Here is a 14,945-nt window from a genome sequence, read left to right on the forward strand (position 1 = left end):
CTCCTTTTAAATACCAAAATAAAAAAACTCCGACCACGCGAAGTTTTTTGCTTGCCATCAGTATAGCAAATCCGACTTAATTAAGCCAGTTCTAAAAGATAAATAATTGTAGTACTTTTAAGATTGCAAAATCAACAACGCCAAAGAAAATGGCGAATAAAACGGAGGTCATGACGACTGTTGATGTATCTTTACGTGTTTGTTTGGCATCTGGCCAACTAACAGTTTTCATTTCCTGACCAACACTCTTAAAAAACTTAATCATCTTATTTCCTCCTAATTAGCGCGTTTCTTTGTGTTGTGAGTATTGCCCACAATGTTTACAGAATTTGTTTAACTCTAGACGTTCTGTCCGATTCTTGTTCTCAGCAACATAGTAGTTACGTGAGCCACAGACAGTACAGGCTAAGGCGACTTTCTTAACACCCATATGAAAAGCCCCTCTCTAATTGACGTTTACCCTATTTATTTTATCATGTGTTGACCAAACTGTCAATGTGGTGGATTATCCCCACCAGGTCGTGCGGACAATCGCTAATAACAAGCTGACAATCAAGCTAATATTGATCGCCATCGCATTTTGAATCGCGGTAATAAAGGTGACATCCTTCAGTTGCCGTGTATTAAACCGGCGATTATTGCGCAAAATGACAGGAATCAATAATAACAATAGTAACGATTCAATCGGTAAGACCTTCGTAATCACTGCCACAACAACGGCCACTAGTGAGAACCAAATCAACGTATTATACAACCGCAACGCCCAGGTTGTTCCTAAATAATGCGGCAGTGTATAACGTTCATTGCGCCGATCTTGATCTAGATCACAGATATTATCCGCCAACATAATGTTCGAAGTGGGGATTGCAATAATCACACCGATTAGGCATAAACTAAGCAATGTTGGTAATTGACCTTTAAGGGTAAACGTCGGCCAATCAAAATGGAGCGCCATGATGCTATCGCTTGGTACGTTGACATAGACCATGATAAAAAATGCACCAAATGATTCTGTCACACCACTCAACAATTCACGAACCGGCATCCGCGATAGCGGAACTGGCCCGAACGTGTAAAAGACGGCCACAAAAATACAGGCGCCACCGATTAATAGTAATAAAATGTTCGTTTGCCAAACCAACCAAATTCCAGCCGCCATGCTGAACAATAAAAAATAGAGCATTAAATGCAGTGCCTTGGTTGGCGACAAATGTTTGCGCCCAATGATATTCGTCTGTGCCCGATAATCCAGATCAACTGCTTTGTAGTAATCCATCACATTATTAAAGCCAGTCACAAATAATACAATCGAAAACTGGGCGACAAAATAAACAATTGTCGTCACTGGATTCAGCTGGCCATTAACGTACCAACAATAAACAATCCCTAAGATTAAGGGCAAGACACTCGCCGTCTTGACCTCAATCCGGACAAATTCTAAAAACGTTTTAAAAGATATCTCGGACTTCCTTCCATTAAAAAAGCTAGGACAAATTGACTTGTCCTAGCTTCATCGTACCTTCTAGCAGACAGTTACCCATTAATTCATTGGCAGCTGACTGCCGAAGTCCCGTTTTATTCACCGTAAACGATGTTATCAACTGTAATCGTTGCTGTATTTTCTTTTTGTGCAGCATTGACTAATTGTTCAGCATAGTTGACGAAGCTGTGTGATGATTCTGTTGCACCAGAAACAACATCTACTTTGCCTGGTTCTTGTGCTTTGACGAATTCAGAATTCAACTTAGCGATGTATTCCTTAGGATCAGTCTTAGCAATCTTCTTCATTTGTTTGTTGTATGCAGCATCGTCAGCTTTTGACTTGCCATCTTTATTAATGTTATCAAATTTAGATTCAGTGATTTTACCGTCTTTAACCACCATTGTGAAGACTGTTCGATAATCATGGCTATAATTCTTTTCTTCTAACTTATATGTGCCATCTTGCATCTTAGCACCATTGTCGATTTCGATTGTTTCAGTGTTGCCAGCTTGAGCAGCTTGCACTAATTGTTGTGCGTAATTCTTAAATGAATTTGAGCTATGAGTTGCGCCTGATACAACTTCGATGCTTGAAACATCTGCACCTTGCGCTAAACGCAGAAAGTTAACTTCAAAGCACGTTATAAAACTGAGTGCGTCAAAAGCGTTTATTCTATGCGGATTAGCAAAATTAGACGAATAACTAGCGTAGCTAGTTGTTTGGCTAATAGTGCTAAACGCAATAGAATGCTTTTGAAAGCACATTATAAAAGCAATTCACAGCTATCAAAAGGAGGGGGTTATGACAGACAGGCTTTTGTCATAACCCCTTTTATTGCTATTTTAGAGAGAAAAACTGACGCCTATGTTTAAACAAATTCGCGCTAACCGTTACATCAAAATGATTCGCCCTGGTGATATAATAGTAGTCATCGGCCTGTTTATTCTATCGTTTGCCCCAGTTGCTGTTTTTAGTTGGCACGAATGGCAAACGACGCAAGCAGCGGATTCAAACGCGCAGGTATTGACGGCCTACGTCAAACACGATGGCAAAACCGTCTACAAAGTGAACCTAACCACCCACCATGGTGATAGCCACTTCACTTATCGCGATGCCGGCGGTGATTACAACAAAATTAAGGTAACCGATCATGCCATTGAGGTCACTGAAGCCAATTGCTTCAATCAGATTGATGTTAAGCGTGGCAAAATTTCTAAGCCAGGCCAAACCATTGTTTGCTTACCACACAAGTTACTGATTGAAATTAAAGCCAAGGATGGGACCGACACGGGCGGGATGGTTTCTGCCTGATTTAAAAGGAGTACAGCGATGACTAACGATCAAACGCGTAAATACATCTATATTGCACTCTTGTGCGCTCAAGGGATTATTATTGGCCTTGTCGAACGCGCGATTCCATTTCCATTTGCCGTAGCCCCGGGTGCTAAGTTGGGACTAGCCAATTTAATTACCATCATTTCGTTATTTACCCTACCGGTCAGCGACTGCTTTTTATTGATGGTGATGCGAACTGTTTTATCCGCCTTGCTAGGGGGAACCCTCTCTACTTTTATGTATAGCATTGCTGGGGCAACGCTAAGTTTCTTTGGCATGGTACTCCTCAAGCAATTTAGCCGCCGCTTTATGAGTATGATTGGCATCTCAGCTGCTGGTGGTCTGCTCTTTAATGTCGGTCAACTCTGCGTCGCGAGTTTCATTGCCCAGAGTTGGCAAGTCCTCCTCTATCTACCAGTGCTTGCTTTTCTCGGTATTCTCGCCGGAATTGCGGTCGGCGTAGCCGCGAATTTTTTATTCGAACATGTCAAAACCCTGACTTTTTTAAAAGCCCAACACGAAATTTAATTTAACAAGGAGTTAATTATGGCGAAAGTACATGCCATGTGGCAGAACTATCCAGAAATCGAAACCGAACTTGCGCAAAGTCTTGCGCTCATTGAAGACAACATTCACACCAAAAATCAAGCCGTCACCGACGCCATTTTAAAGATGATTAGTGCTGGCGGCAAGTTGCTCCGTCCTGCTTACTGCTTATTATTTTCACAGTTTAATGCAGTCGATCGACAGAAGATGATCGCATTAGCCGCCGCTGTTGAAACGCTACACACTGCGACATTAATTCATGACGACATCGTTGATAATTCCAATTTACGTCGCCATCAAGAATCGATTCAAGCCCGTTTCGGCAAAGATGTCGCCGTTTACGCTGGCGATTACTTATTCGTTGTCTGCTTCAAGTTACTAGCCAATTATGCGAGCGATTTGAAGAGCATCCAATTTAACAGCCAAACGATGGATCAAATTCTTGACGGTGAACTCAGTCAGATGACAACCCGATATAATCTCGATTTAACCCCCGAACAGTACCTACAACAAATTAACGGTAAAACCGGCCAACTGTTCGCGCTCAGTTGCTTCATCGGTGCTTACGAAAGCCAAAAAGGCTTGAAGTTTGCCCGCCAAGCCGAGAAAATTGGCTTAAATATCGGTCTCGCCTTCCAAATTCTGGACGATATCTTAGATTACACTCAGACCGATGTCGATTTTGGCAAACCAGTTCTCGATGACATGCGACGCGGCGTCTACTCGATTCCGTTAATCATGGCACTGCAATCCAATCGCCAAACATTAGCACCCTACTTGGAAAAACAAGCAGCTATGACTGATGCCGATGTGCACGCTGTTCAAGGTATCGTCCGTCAATCTGGAAGTGTCGAAAAAGCCCAAGCACTCGCACAAGATTACACAAACCGCGCACTCGCTGGTCTTGCGAAACTACCCGACATGCCCGCAAAAACAACGCTACAACAATTAACTGAACGTTTATTAACCAGAAAAGCCTAAAAAAGACGGACAACATGTTAGAAATGTTGTCCGCCTTTTATTCTCGACTTAATGCTCAAAGCCTACCCAGTTCGAGTCACACTCAATTTTTTAAGCTGTTTATCGGATTTGAACCGACGACCCCCACCTTACCATGGTGATGCTCTACCTACTGAGCTAAAACAGCATTTCACGGTTGATTAACAACCGTGATATAAGTATATCGAAAAATAAAAAGCGGGTCAAGCCCCTAGAGACCAACTTCTGTATCAGAAAGTGCTAATTCAAAATGTTGTTGTAAGAATTTAGCGACCCCGTCATTCGTATTCGTTTCTGTTACATAATTTGCAACCGCTTTGACCTCTGGTAAGGCATTGTCCATCGCAACACTGTACTTCGCTGATTGCAACATTCCCAAATCATTTTGCCCATCCCCAAAGACAATTGTATGATCGGCATCAATTCCATGAATCATTTGAATCTGGCGAATTGCAGTGGCTTTATCAATCCCGGTTGAAATCATCTCGATGTTGTCTGGACCAGAAGAAGACAAGCTCATCACAGCTTGATCCATTAATCGTTGTTTAGCGGCTGCTAAACTCTCTGGATGACCGCAACCAATGATAATCCCGTTAGTAATCTGATCACTTAAATTCAATAACATTTCTAAATCAGTCACCAGTTGATTATCAATATCGGCATTCAACAATAAATTCCCCGCATCGCGCGCAACAAACCTGGGGATTTCTTGGGTATAGTAAGCTGTGTCAGTGGTAAAAAAGTGCGCAGATAAATTGGGATCTGCTAAACATGCTTCGTAAGCAGCTTTGAGCGCTTTTTTACCTAAATAATGCTTGTTCATCTGATGGCCATTTTCAAAGACAGCACCGTTAGAAGCCACAATCCGGACATCATCGTTAATTTGCCGCGAAATTACCCGGCCAAGATTGTACATTCGGCCGGTGGCAATATAGAAAATCACATCGCGTTTTTGTAATGTTCGAATCACGCGTTTGGTCAAAGGTGTCACGATTTGATGGTCAAGGACCAACGTTCCATCAATATTTGAAAAAACTAAGTAAGGTTCCATATGAATTCCCCTCAATTTTGATTTGTAACCGGTAACACTCCTTCGTTTTAGCGTATTTAGATGGGGAATTAAATAACCAATTTCGTTTCATTCACAATCAAACGATTAATTTATAGCAGTAAGTCTTGCTATTTACCATGACATAGTTTATTATCACCTTATTTGGTAATTTTAATAATGTCTGAAGGAGTTTTTGGCTATGGATAAAGAAAATCTCAATATCGGTGATTTAGTAACCGGCAAAGTGAACGAAGACCTAGATGGTGCATTTACAGGAACTGTTGAAAAAGTATATGAAAACTCCGCTTTAATTAGCATTACGGATTTCGATGCAGCCGACAAGGCCAACGTTTCGGAATTAAACAACAAGATCGTTGTTAACCTCAAGCAATTAAAAGCTGCTAAAGCAAAATAAAATAGAAAAAAGCCCACCGACATTTATTTACCGGTGGGCTTTTTTCTATGCTTTAATTTCGCTGACTTGTAAAGAAGCATTCAATAACTGTTCAGCAACGAGCGCCAATTGCTGGGCGTCAAACGCTGGTTTAAACAATGCAGTGTGCAAAACACTGATTAGACCCCAACAACAATAATTCAAAATATAATCAGCGTTTTCCGGCTGCTGAAATGGAATCACCCGCTTGCCGTGAGTCACGGTCGACGCAACTAATTTATTCATTAACTGTGAATCGGGATTACGACACAATACCCGTAACATAGACTCGTTGTCTTGCACATATGATAAGACCCATCTAAAGAAAGTTTGGCCAACAATCTGTGGTTCAGAAGGCAACTCAAAACGTTCTAGCAACTGGCTGAACTCATTTAAGGTAAAATCTTCTGTCTGGCTTAAAAGATCGTAGATATCCGTATAATGCAAATAAAACGTCCGCCGATTAATATCAGCCCAGTCGGCAATCATCTGAATTGTAATCTCATTAATTGGGTGTTTTAGCAGGAGCTCAATAAAACTTGTGCGAATTAACTTATGTGTCCGTTTAACCCGTCTGTCTTGCAGATTAACCATCTTTCAGCCTCCATTTACATCACAATTGACTAACTTGTGTGCATTATAACACAGAAACACTTAGATTGATTATTGTTGAATCAACTAACCATCGTTATAGTAGCCTTAATAACAAGTCATCGGAGGTCGGCATATGTTTCTAACAATCCAAGAATTACGCCATAATAAGTTAAAATTTGGCGCACTGAGTTTTATCATCTTTTTAATCGTTTTCCTAGTACTCTTCATCACTGGACTAGCTGCCGGTTTAGCAAACGATAGTGGCGCGGCTATTAAAAATACGCCGGCGACGCATTTTGTTTTACAAGCCGGTTCGGAAAGTCGGTTGAGTCGCTCGGCACTCACCCAATCTGATTGGCAAGCTCTCAAACACCAATCACTGACACCCATCAACGTCACCCAAGCCACCATCGAGCGGCCTAAAAAACAAACAAAAACTGACATTGCCTACATTGCAGTTGACGCTACGAGCTTCATGACACCCAAAGTCACCCAAGGTCAAAAGCTGTCCAACCAAGCCACCCAAAAAGTGGTGGTCAGCAGCAAATCACAAGCCAATGGTTACCAATTAGGCGACACCTTTAAAGACAGTACCACTGGTCAGCAATTTAAAATCGGCGGCTTTAGCAAGCAGATGGCTTATGCCCATACGCCTGTTATTTATTTAAACCACCACCAGTGGCAAACCATTTTTCCAACGCAAAAGACGACCTATAACGCGTTTGCTAGCAAACGGCCCTTGTCGGTTAACAAGCACTACCAAGTGATCAGCAAACAAACCTTGATTGATAACATCCCTGGCTACTCTGCAGAACAAAGTTCATTGTACTTGATGATCGGCTTTTTATACGTCATTTCACTGTTTGTCCTCGCAATTTTCTTTTATATCATTACCCTACAGAAATTACGGGACTTTGGAGCCTTAAAAGCATTGGGCACAACCACACGCTATCTCAGCCAGCACATCATCTCTGAGATTGGCTTGTTAACGGCAGTGGCGATTCTTTTGGCTGGCGGTATCATTAGTGTCATCGCCCAGTCAATGCCTGCCAGCATGCCGTTTATGCTCACAGCACCAACGATCATCGGCACCAGCGTTCTATTTTTAGCCGTCGCCATCCTAAGCGCCCTATTATCCCTTATTCAAGTGATTCGGATTGACCCGATCACAGCTATTGGAGGTCATTAATATGTCAGCACCGATTTTAACACTCGAACACATCACCAAAGATTATCCCGATGGTGATCAAATTAATCACATTTTAAAAGATGTCTCCTTCACGATTCAGCCAGGTGAATTTAGCGCCATCGTTGGTCCCAGCGGTGTTGGTAAAAGTACTTTGTTGACGATTATGGGCGCGCTCTTGCAACCCACAGCCGGTCGTGTTACCTTGGCCGGTCAAGAACTTGCAACACTCAATCGTAATCGTCAAACACAAATCCGCCGCGAATCAATTGGTTTTATTTTTCAGAGTTCAGAATTAATTCCCTACCTAACGGTCACTCAGCAGCTGACTTTTTTACAAAAAATCGCCCGTCGTCGCGATCAATCCGCCGCTGAACAATTACTGACACAACTTGGATTAGGCCATCGATTACATAGTTATCCCGCTATGCTTTCTGGTGGTGAAAAGCAGCGGGTTGCCATTGCTCGGGCACTTATCAATCAACCTGCACTCATTTTAGCAGACGAACCAACCGCCAGTTTAGATGCGCAACGTGGTCGTGAAATTGTCCACTTAATTCGCGATGCAGTTCATGAACAAAAACGCGCAGCTGTCATGGTAACACATGACGAACGGGTTTTAGATCTCGTCGATCACGTTTGGCGTATCGAAGACGGTCAACTTCGCCAAACCACATAAAAAAAACGGCCCTTTCACAACTTAGCGTTGTTGAAAGGACCGTTTTTTAGTTCCAGAGGATAGCTACTATTATTCGACGTTTTCAAATTTACCCCACAAGTTCATTGTGGATTGAATATTAACAAAGGCATTCGGATCGGCATCCTTAACGACCCGTTTTAATTCCGTTAGATCGTATTTTGAAACAACTGTCATGATCACTGTTGTTTCTTGGTTGGTATACAGACCAGTTCCATCTAATTCAGTCGCACCATGAATAAAGTCACGCATTCGCTTCTTCAATTCTTCAGGTCGCTTGGTAAAAATCGTCACAGTCACCTTTTGTTGTTGAATATAGATATAATCCATCAACAAGCTTGAAACAAAGATTTCGACGATACTGTATAAGGCAGCACCCCAACCAAAGAAGATACCCGCTGCAAGAATGATCATTCCGTTGATGATATTATTCACAACACCAACCCGTTTGCCAGTTAAGCGCCCAACTAACGTCACAATGACGTCCGTGCCACCAGTTGAAAAACCCGCTTTAAAACACAAGCCAACCCCTAAACCAATCAATGCACCCCCGAACAAGGCACCTGCAAATCGTTCGGTGACAATTGGGTGAACAGGTACTGGAATGATCTTCAAGAAAAGAACACTCGTAAAAACAGCGACGATACTAAAAATCGCGTACTGATGATTAATCTTGAACCATGCCAGAATCAATAATGGCACATTCAAAATAAAGACCAACATCGCAACACTTAATGAGCCGCCCATATAGCTGACTAACGAGGTTAGTAATTGGGCAATCCCCGTGACCCCACTCGAATACGTCTTCGCCGGAATCAAGAACAGATTAACACTCACCGCCGCCAAAAAACCGTATACCATCGCGATAATAATTTTTTTCGAATTTCCTTTTAAAACAATCACTGTAGCACCTCCATCGATTAAAAAAGCCACACTCCCCCCTTGGAAGAGTGTGACAAATGATTAAAGTGCGCACTTGGCTATAGGTTCTTATCCATGACGAAGGTCAACTTAGAAAGTTGCGTTCCTTCTGTCACCAATTGCGCTAACAAATCGGTTGTTGCTTCATGGTAATGTGTAGCAATTTCATGATTTTGCTGGGTTAAGAAATCAGTGGCATTCGCTTCCGCCTTTACAGCAGCATCCACCGTAGCAATCTTAGTTCTTGCCCATTCTGATAATGCTTTTTGGTAGTCAATATCAGCTTTCTTAAAGGCCCCGTAGTGTGATTCAACAATCATTGCTAATGCTTCATATAACCAGTAAGCATTCTTCAACTGCATCTTCGCTGGTAGTTCGCGATAACTTTCATCCGTATCCATCGCATTCGTAAAGAATGGTACGTGTGGACAGAATGTTGGTACCCCAAAACCTAACCATTGAACACCACGCACAGCATCTGGCACATTGTTTCTAATCTGACAGATATGTGAGTTTTGCGTCCGTGAAAGTGAAATTGACCGATAAATCGTCTTTTGTTCTTCTGTCCCATTACCAAGTGGGTCGTAAATAGTTTCGTTATAATGTGATTTTAACACATATTGAACATCTTCCACACTTATTTTACGGTTAGCCTTGCGAATGAAAGGCAAGTCACTCGATTCAGGTTCTTGTTTGATTTCAGGGTTCAAATAGCGTTGTGCATACCAAACCCGTGGTGTGTTATAGTGACGATCTAATTCAGTATCCGTCCCAAAAATCTTACGGAAGTTCCATTCAGCTTCACTCGGATTCAAGTGATTTTCACTGACGAATTCTTGAATACCTTCTGACCACATGTAATTTTCTGGATCATTAAAGTCGACATCTTCGATGGCAATTTGGTTAGCGGCAACTGCATAACAATCATCCGGAATCCGAACAGCAACCCAGTGATGCCCAGTAACAATTTCTTGATACCAAACTTCATTTTGATCACTGTATTGAACGCCATTACCTTCAGCTGAACCGTATTTAGCAATCAAATCCCCCATCAATTGAACCCCTTGACGTGCAGAATCGATGTATGGCAGAACCAACGTACACATTGAATCTTCAGCTAAACCTTGCTTGACCAACGGATCATAAGCTAATACCCGTTCGTTGGCATAAACACTTTCAGTTGCGGAGAGGGCGACATTTTTTTCATTAATCCCGTCTTCTTCATTTAAACCATCACTTAAATCGCCGTTGGGGGTTGATGTGTAACGATAACCGTCCGTCGGTAACGGCATGGTTAAGCCGTTATATTTTGAAACATATGTCTCATGTCGATCATGAACTGCTGGTTGTACGAAGAACCGTTTAGGATGGATTGCATAGAAGCGATCCTCATTTCGCGAAATCATCGTAGAGCCATCAATTGACGCATTCTTCCCTACCATCATTGAAGTACATGCTGATAATTCGATTCTGTCTGTCATTTGAAAAACTCCTTTTTATTAAAAATGTGATTCACTAATTGATTAATAAAACTTAGTCGGTTACCCGCCGGATCAAATGTTCTGTGTGTTCTAGATGATTCAAATACACGAGTAATCGTTCATACAGGTATTCACCGGCTTCATCATACTGTCCTGCCAGTGCTTGTCCAATCTGGTGGACACTACGTTTTCCATTCACATGCCTAAAGACAAAACTACCATAATCATCAAGTTCCAGCTGTGTTTCTAGCGGAATCTTCACATGCAAACGCCGTAATGTCCGTTGAATCCAGTGATTCTGCGGCCGAATAATGGTGACCTGGCCAGCTTGTAACTTAAACTGAACTTGCGGATTTTTTTCATAGATGAGTTGTTCTAAATCAATCTCCGCTTTCTGTCGTCCCATCTTCTGTTGCCCCTCCTTTATGAATCATCATAAGTGGCACAGTAATCGAAACAACCATGACAACCAATAAGATAATCCCCATTACATTGGTATTCGCAAAACCAGTAATCACGCGATCTTTTAACACACCGGTTACGTGGAGAATAATCCCGATTAAACCAATAATTGAACCACCAGCAATTAAACCGGATGATAAACTAATCCTACTTTGAACCCGATTATTCTTAATCGCTTCATCACGCGTTACTTTTTCAATAAAGACTTTAATCAAAGCACCGATCAAGATGATTGAAGTGGTTGAAATTGGTAAGTAAAAACCAATTGCAACGGTCATGATTGGTAAATCTAAAAAGTAGAAAGCTAATGCCATCACAACCCCAACGATAATCATGATCCATGGTAATTTACCCGTCATAATCCCAGATGTTAATGTAGCAATTAAGTTCGCTTGTGGTAACCCAAAGGCTGGTGTTGCACTATCTGTAACGAATTGTGGTGATAAGATGCTGATTATGCCGACAGTTACGATTACGCCGACAATCCCGGCAATCATGAAATATTTCATCATTTCAGATTTTGAACCACCAATGACATATGTTACTTTTTGAGATTGCATGTAGCCACCACCAACAGCAACGGCGGTCACAACGAATGTCCCAAACATCAATAAGATTTGCGTATGGTTATTGTCCGTCCAACCAAATAATACGAAGACTACCGTCATAATCACTAATGACGCAATTGTCATCCCTGATACAGGCAAGTTAGAACAACCAATCGTCCCAGCAACCCGGGCTGAAACAATGACAAAGAGTAAACTTAAGATGGCTGCTAGTAATGCACCAACAATCCCCATTAAGAAGTTTTGCGCAATGATAATACCAATAACGAAGATCCCAACACCACCAACAACAATGGCAATCATACCAAGTGTATTCTTTTCTTCGCCTGCTACGTTTTTAGCAGCTAGTGTTTTCTTGATTGATGTCACGATAGTTGGGATTAATTTAATCGCACCGATTAAACCACCACAAAGCATCATTCCGGCACCAATGTATTTAACGTATGAACTTGATAAATCGTTAACGGCCATTTGATTCACGGCTAAACTCGTGTTATTCCAAACATGCGCACTGTTGCCCGCCATATCTGTGAAATAACCGATTAACGGTGCAATCGCAAAGTTAGATAAAATCGCACCCGCAAACATTGTTAATGACACTTCTAATCCAACGATAAAACCAATTCCTGCAAGTAATGGATTCACTTCAACGTCCAATTTCCATTTATAAAATGATGAACCAACGTAGCTAATCATGTTGTTGACGACACCAAACACTGATGAAGTTAGCATCGTAATAACCCCACCGATACCAAAGCCAACGCCCATGTATTTAAGCGAATCGCCACCAGTATCTGACGCAACTAAGGTTTCTGAAATCGCCATGGCTTCTGGATAAACCAACTTACCATGTTCTTCAACCATTAAGTAGTTGTGCACTAATGAGGCTGTCCCCATTGAAAAAAGAATTGCGAGCACCCCAACGATGACCCCTTGAATGAAGTTGATGTGGCCACCAATTAAAATAATAGCTGGTAAAACATAAATCATCCCACTGGCGATTGATTCACCACCACTGGACATCCCTTGCATAATATTCTTGCCTAAAATCCCTTTTGATTTGGCAAAGGCGCCGACTAACCCAGACCCAATAATTGAACCTGGAATCCCGGCTGCAACGGTTAAACCGGCCTTCATCCCAGAATAAGCTGTTGAAGCAGCAAAAATAATGGCTAAAATGCTCCCCATTATTAGAATCGCTAAGTTGCCGACCTTTTTATCGCCTTGATTGACATACGGTACATATTTCTCACCTAAAACACCGCCGTATGCGGATTTTGAAAGTTTCTTTTGCATGATTGCTCCTCCTAAAAGTCGCTTTTATTTAAGGCTCTTATCCTTACCAAAGATTTGCATCTTCAATGCAACCCCGATTGGTGTAGCAGCTAATCCACCTAAACCAGTTTCACGTAATGTAGATGGCATATCTTCACCGATTCGTTTCATGGCACCAATCACTTCATCAGCTGGAATCTTGCTGATTAGCCCTGCCAATGCCATATCAGCACTGGTCAAGGCATCGACGGCCCCAATCACGTTTCGTTTAACACATGGTATCTCAACTAATCCAGCAACGGGATCACAAACCAATCCCAATAGATTAGACATCGCCATCGCGAATGCTTCCGACGATTGTTGTGGTGTGCCACCAGCAGCTTCAACTGCAGCGGCGGCGCCCATCGCGGCAGCACTCCCCACTTCGGCTTGGCAGCCTCCAGTTGCCCCGGCAATCATCGCCTTATTGGCAACAATCATCCCAAAGGCTGACGCACAAAACAAGAACCGAATCTGCGCATCCCGATCAAGCGCCAAGCGCTCAGTAATAACAGATAAAACACCGGGTAAAGTACCTGCTGAACCAGCAGTTGGCGTTGCACAAATGATCCCCATTGAAGCATTGACTTCATTGGTAGCCACCGCATTTTGCATAGCGGTCAACATCACATCACCTGATAACGACTTTCCCTTTTCCCGATACCGCTTCAACAGAACCGCTTCACCGCCTGTAATCCCAGTGGCAGACTGAACACCTTCACCGGTCACGCCTTTTTCTTCGGCCGCAATCATGACATCCAAGTTTTTCCCCATGGTTGCCCAAATGACCTCACGACTAGTGTGACTCATCGCAACCTCTTGTTCGATAATCAATTCCGAGATTGGTAGTTGCCGTTCTTGCGCTGTCTCGACTAATTCGTGAATTGTTGTATACATCTTCCCACCACTTTCTATAACACAATAACGTCTTGGCTCATTCCGCGGACCTGTTCAATCTGTTCCGGGTACGGCTTATCAATCAGTTCGATTTTATACAAAAACCGATCTGGCACTTTAACCGATATGCGCTTATCACGATAGTTGCCTTCAAATATCTGGTCTAAAGCATCGCCGATTTCTTGTTCCGATTCGACAAAAACCAATGGTAACGGGCCATCCGTTTTAATCACAATGCCATTCAAATTGACTTGGCGGATTTCGATGGTCCCGCCCCCAATTGAACAGCCCCAAATCGTTAGTTCCTTCTCACGATTGATTAACGTTAATTCCGCTGTATTGGGATGGTGCACCGGACTATTCCCTGGATCTTCAATGAAGACAACGTCAATACCTTGACGTCGCGCTAAATCAACTGCCATTGGTACCCTTTGATCGGCCGGATCGAATCCTAGCACGCCACTAATAATTGCATAATCGGTACCATGCCCTTGGTGGGTTTGTGCAAAAGATTCGTAGTAACGCACAATAACTTTGTTAATCGGTGCATGAAAAAGACGATTAGCAACATGTCCAATGGCAACTGCGCCAGCAGTATGTGAACTTGAAGGACCAATCATAATCGGTCCAATGATATCAAAAACGCTCCGATATTGATTTGTCATGTTCTCCTCCTACTTTCTGAGATAGCATTAACAAATAGGACTACTTATCCAATAAATCACAATCTCTATATCTGTACCATAACACAAAACAAACACAGCTTCATGATATTCTAATAAGCAACTTTGTGAAAAAATGAGAGGATTCTTAGATTTATTTCTAAAACGAATCCCATAATTAGCTTTGCCTATTTAAAGGTTGCCATCAGCCACTTTCAAGATTATATACCCTAAAGCACACTCATTTTTTCGCAAGGTGCCGAATTTTATTGTACTACAACACAGGTTTTTAAATCCACTATCTTTGCGTCACTGTTC

Annotated in this window: 17 protein-coding genes, 1 tRNA gene and 1 pseudogene; 6 read left to right on the plus strand and 13 right to left on the minus strand. The window is 42.2% G+C overall.

Features of this window, described 5'->3' with window-relative positions; translation table 11 throughout:
- Window positions 1-91 precede the first annotated feature (91 nt).
- The 4 genes and pseudogenes from secE to ACF1X7_RS02485 form a co-directional block, all read right to left on the minus strand.
- Window positions 92-265: a preprotein translocase subunit SecE gene (gene secE, locus ACF1X7_RS02470; RefSeq protein ID WP_004270855.1), complete on the minus strand. Its 174-nt coding sequence runs from the start codon at window positions 263-265 to the stop codon at window positions 92-94.
- 15 nt (window positions 266-280) lie between these two features.
- Window positions 281-430 carry a 50S ribosomal protein L33 gene (gene rpmG, locus ACF1X7_RS02475; protein WP_004270843.1) on the minus strand — a complete coding sequence of 50 codons (150 nt, stop codon included), beginning with the start codon at window positions 428-430 and terminating at the stop codon, window positions 281-283.
- 75 nt (window positions 431-505) lie between these two features.
- Window positions 506-1,402, minus strand: a complete 897-nt coding sequence (locus ACF1X7_RS02480) for a UbiA family prenyltransferase (RefSeq protein ID WP_411162397.1) — start codon at window positions 1,400-1,402, stop codon at window positions 506-508.
- A gap of 173 nt (window positions 1,403-1,575) precedes the next feature.
- Window positions 1,576-2,115: pseudogene (locus ACF1X7_RS02485) on the minus strand (FMN-binding protein); the annotation flags it as partial.
- A gap of 232 nt (window positions 2,116-2,347) precedes the next feature.
- Here ACF1X7_RS02485 and ACF1X7_RS02490 point away from each other — a divergent pair.
- From ACF1X7_RS02490 to ACF1X7_RS02500, 3 genes are read left to right on the plus strand one after another with little or no spacing between them, the layout of a single operon-like run.
- On the plus strand, window positions 2,348-2,794 hold the full coding sequence (locus tag ACF1X7_RS02490) for a NusG domain II-containing protein (RefSeq protein WP_039098207.1): 447 nt from the start codon (window positions 2,348-2,350) through the stop codon (window positions 2,792-2,794).
- 18 nt (window positions 2,795-2,812) lie between these two features.
- A complete protein-coding gene (locus tag ACF1X7_RS02495) occupies window positions 2,813-3,346 on the plus strand; it encodes a Gx transporter family protein (protein ID WP_056967134.1) in 534 nt (177 codons plus the stop codon).
- A gap of 18 nt (window positions 3,347-3,364) precedes the next feature.
- Complete coding sequence (locus ACF1X7_RS02500) at window positions 3,365-4,345, plus strand: polyprenyl synthetase family protein (RefSeq protein ID WP_004270857.1); 981 nt, start codon at window positions 3,365-3,367, stop codon at window positions 4,343-4,345.
- A gap of 93 nt (window positions 4,346-4,438) precedes the next feature.
- Here the strand turns inward: ACF1X7_RS02500 and ACF1X7_RS02505 are convergent.
- Window positions 4,439-4,511 (minus strand) — tRNA-Thr (locus ACF1X7_RS02505).
- Between the two features lie 63 nt (window positions 4,512-4,574).
- Window positions 4,575-5,414 carry an HAD family hydrolase gene (locus tag ACF1X7_RS02510; RefSeq protein WP_411162398.1) on the minus strand — a complete coding sequence of 280 codons (840 nt, stop codon included), beginning with the start codon at window positions 5,412-5,414 and terminating at the stop codon, window positions 4,575-4,577.
- 199 nt (window positions 5,415-5,613) lie between these two features.
- Here ACF1X7_RS02510 and ACF1X7_RS02515 point away from each other — a divergent pair, with 199 nt between their 5' ends.
- Window positions 5,614-5,829, plus strand: coding sequence for a DUF2187 family protein (locus ACF1X7_RS02515; protein WP_004270858.1), 216 nt, complete (start codon window positions 5,614-5,616; stop codon window positions 5,827-5,829).
- 45 nt (window positions 5,830-5,874) lie between these two features.
- Here ACF1X7_RS02515 and ACF1X7_RS02520 read toward each other — a convergent pair whose 3' ends face one another.
- A complete protein-coding gene (locus ACF1X7_RS02520; RefSeq protein WP_411162399.1) occupies window positions 5,875-6,441 on the minus strand; it encodes a TetR/AcrR family transcriptional regulator in 567 nt (188 codons plus the stop codon).
- Window positions 6,442-6,574: 133 nt separating this feature from the next.
- On the opposite strand from ACF1X7_RS02520, the gene ACF1X7_RS02525 reads away from it, so the two are divergent.
- Together ACF1X7_RS02525 and ACF1X7_RS02530 are read left to right on the plus strand one after the other, a co-directional pair.
- The gene (locus ACF1X7_RS02525) at window positions 6,575-7,630 is read left to right on the plus strand and encodes an ABC transporter permease (RefSeq protein ID WP_411162400.1); all 1,056 of its coding nucleotides are present in this window, start codon (window positions 6,575-6,577) and stop codon (window positions 7,628-7,630) included.
- A 1-nt stretch (window position 7,631) separates the two neighbouring features.
- Window positions 7,632-8,306: an ABC transporter ATP-binding protein gene (locus tag ACF1X7_RS02530; RefSeq protein ID WP_039098203.1), complete on the plus strand. Its 675-nt coding sequence runs from the start codon at window positions 7,632-7,634 to the stop codon at window positions 8,304-8,306.
- A 69-nt stretch (window positions 8,307-8,375) separates the two neighbouring features.
- Here the strand turns inward: ACF1X7_RS02530 and ACF1X7_RS02535 are convergent, their stop codons facing one another.
- From ACF1X7_RS02535 to sdaAB, 6 genes are all read right to left on the minus strand, one after another.
- Entirely contained in the window at window positions 8,376-9,227 is an 852-nt protein-coding gene (locus ACF1X7_RS02535) for a YitT family protein (protein ID WP_107504436.1), read from the minus strand.
- Window positions 9,228-9,304: 77 nt separating this feature from the next.
- On the minus strand, window positions 9,305-10,726 hold the full coding sequence (locus ACF1X7_RS02540) for a C69 family dipeptidase (RefSeq protein ID WP_039098202.1): 1,422 nt from the start codon (window positions 10,724-10,726) through the stop codon (window positions 9,305-9,307).
- Between the two features lie 52 nt (window positions 10,727-10,778).
- Entirely contained in the window at window positions 10,779-11,132 is a 354-nt protein-coding gene (locus ACF1X7_RS02545; RefSeq protein WP_004270588.1) for a PqqD family protein, read from the minus strand.
- Window positions 11,107-13,050, minus strand: coding sequence for an OPT/YSL family transporter (locus tag ACF1X7_RS02550; protein WP_411162401.1), 1,944 nt, complete (start codon window positions 13,048-13,050; stop codon window positions 11,107-11,109). The genes ACF1X7_RS02545 and ACF1X7_RS02550 overlap by 26 nt, the downstream gene beginning before the upstream one ends.
- 24 nt (window positions 13,051-13,074) lie before the next feature.
- Window positions 13,075-13,965, minus strand: coding sequence for an L-serine ammonia-lyase, iron-sulfur-dependent, subunit alpha (gene sdaAA, locus ACF1X7_RS02555; protein WP_411162402.1), 891 nt, complete (start codon window positions 13,963-13,965; stop codon window positions 13,075-13,077).
- 14 nt (window positions 13,966-13,979) lie between these two features.
- On the minus strand, window positions 13,980-14,630 hold the full coding sequence (sdaAB, locus tag ACF1X7_RS02560) for an L-serine ammonia-lyase, iron-sulfur-dependent subunit beta (protein ID WP_004270582.1): 651 nt from the start codon (window positions 14,628-14,630) through the stop codon (window positions 13,980-13,982).
- Between the last annotated feature and the right edge of the window lie 315 nt (window positions 14,631-14,945).

The sequence above is a fragment of the Latilactobacillus sp. VITA-14 genome (genome assembly GCF_046580785.1).
Classification (GTDB): domain Bacteria; phylum Bacillota; class Bacilli; order Lactobacillales; family Lactobacillaceae; genus Latilactobacillus; species Latilactobacillus curvatus.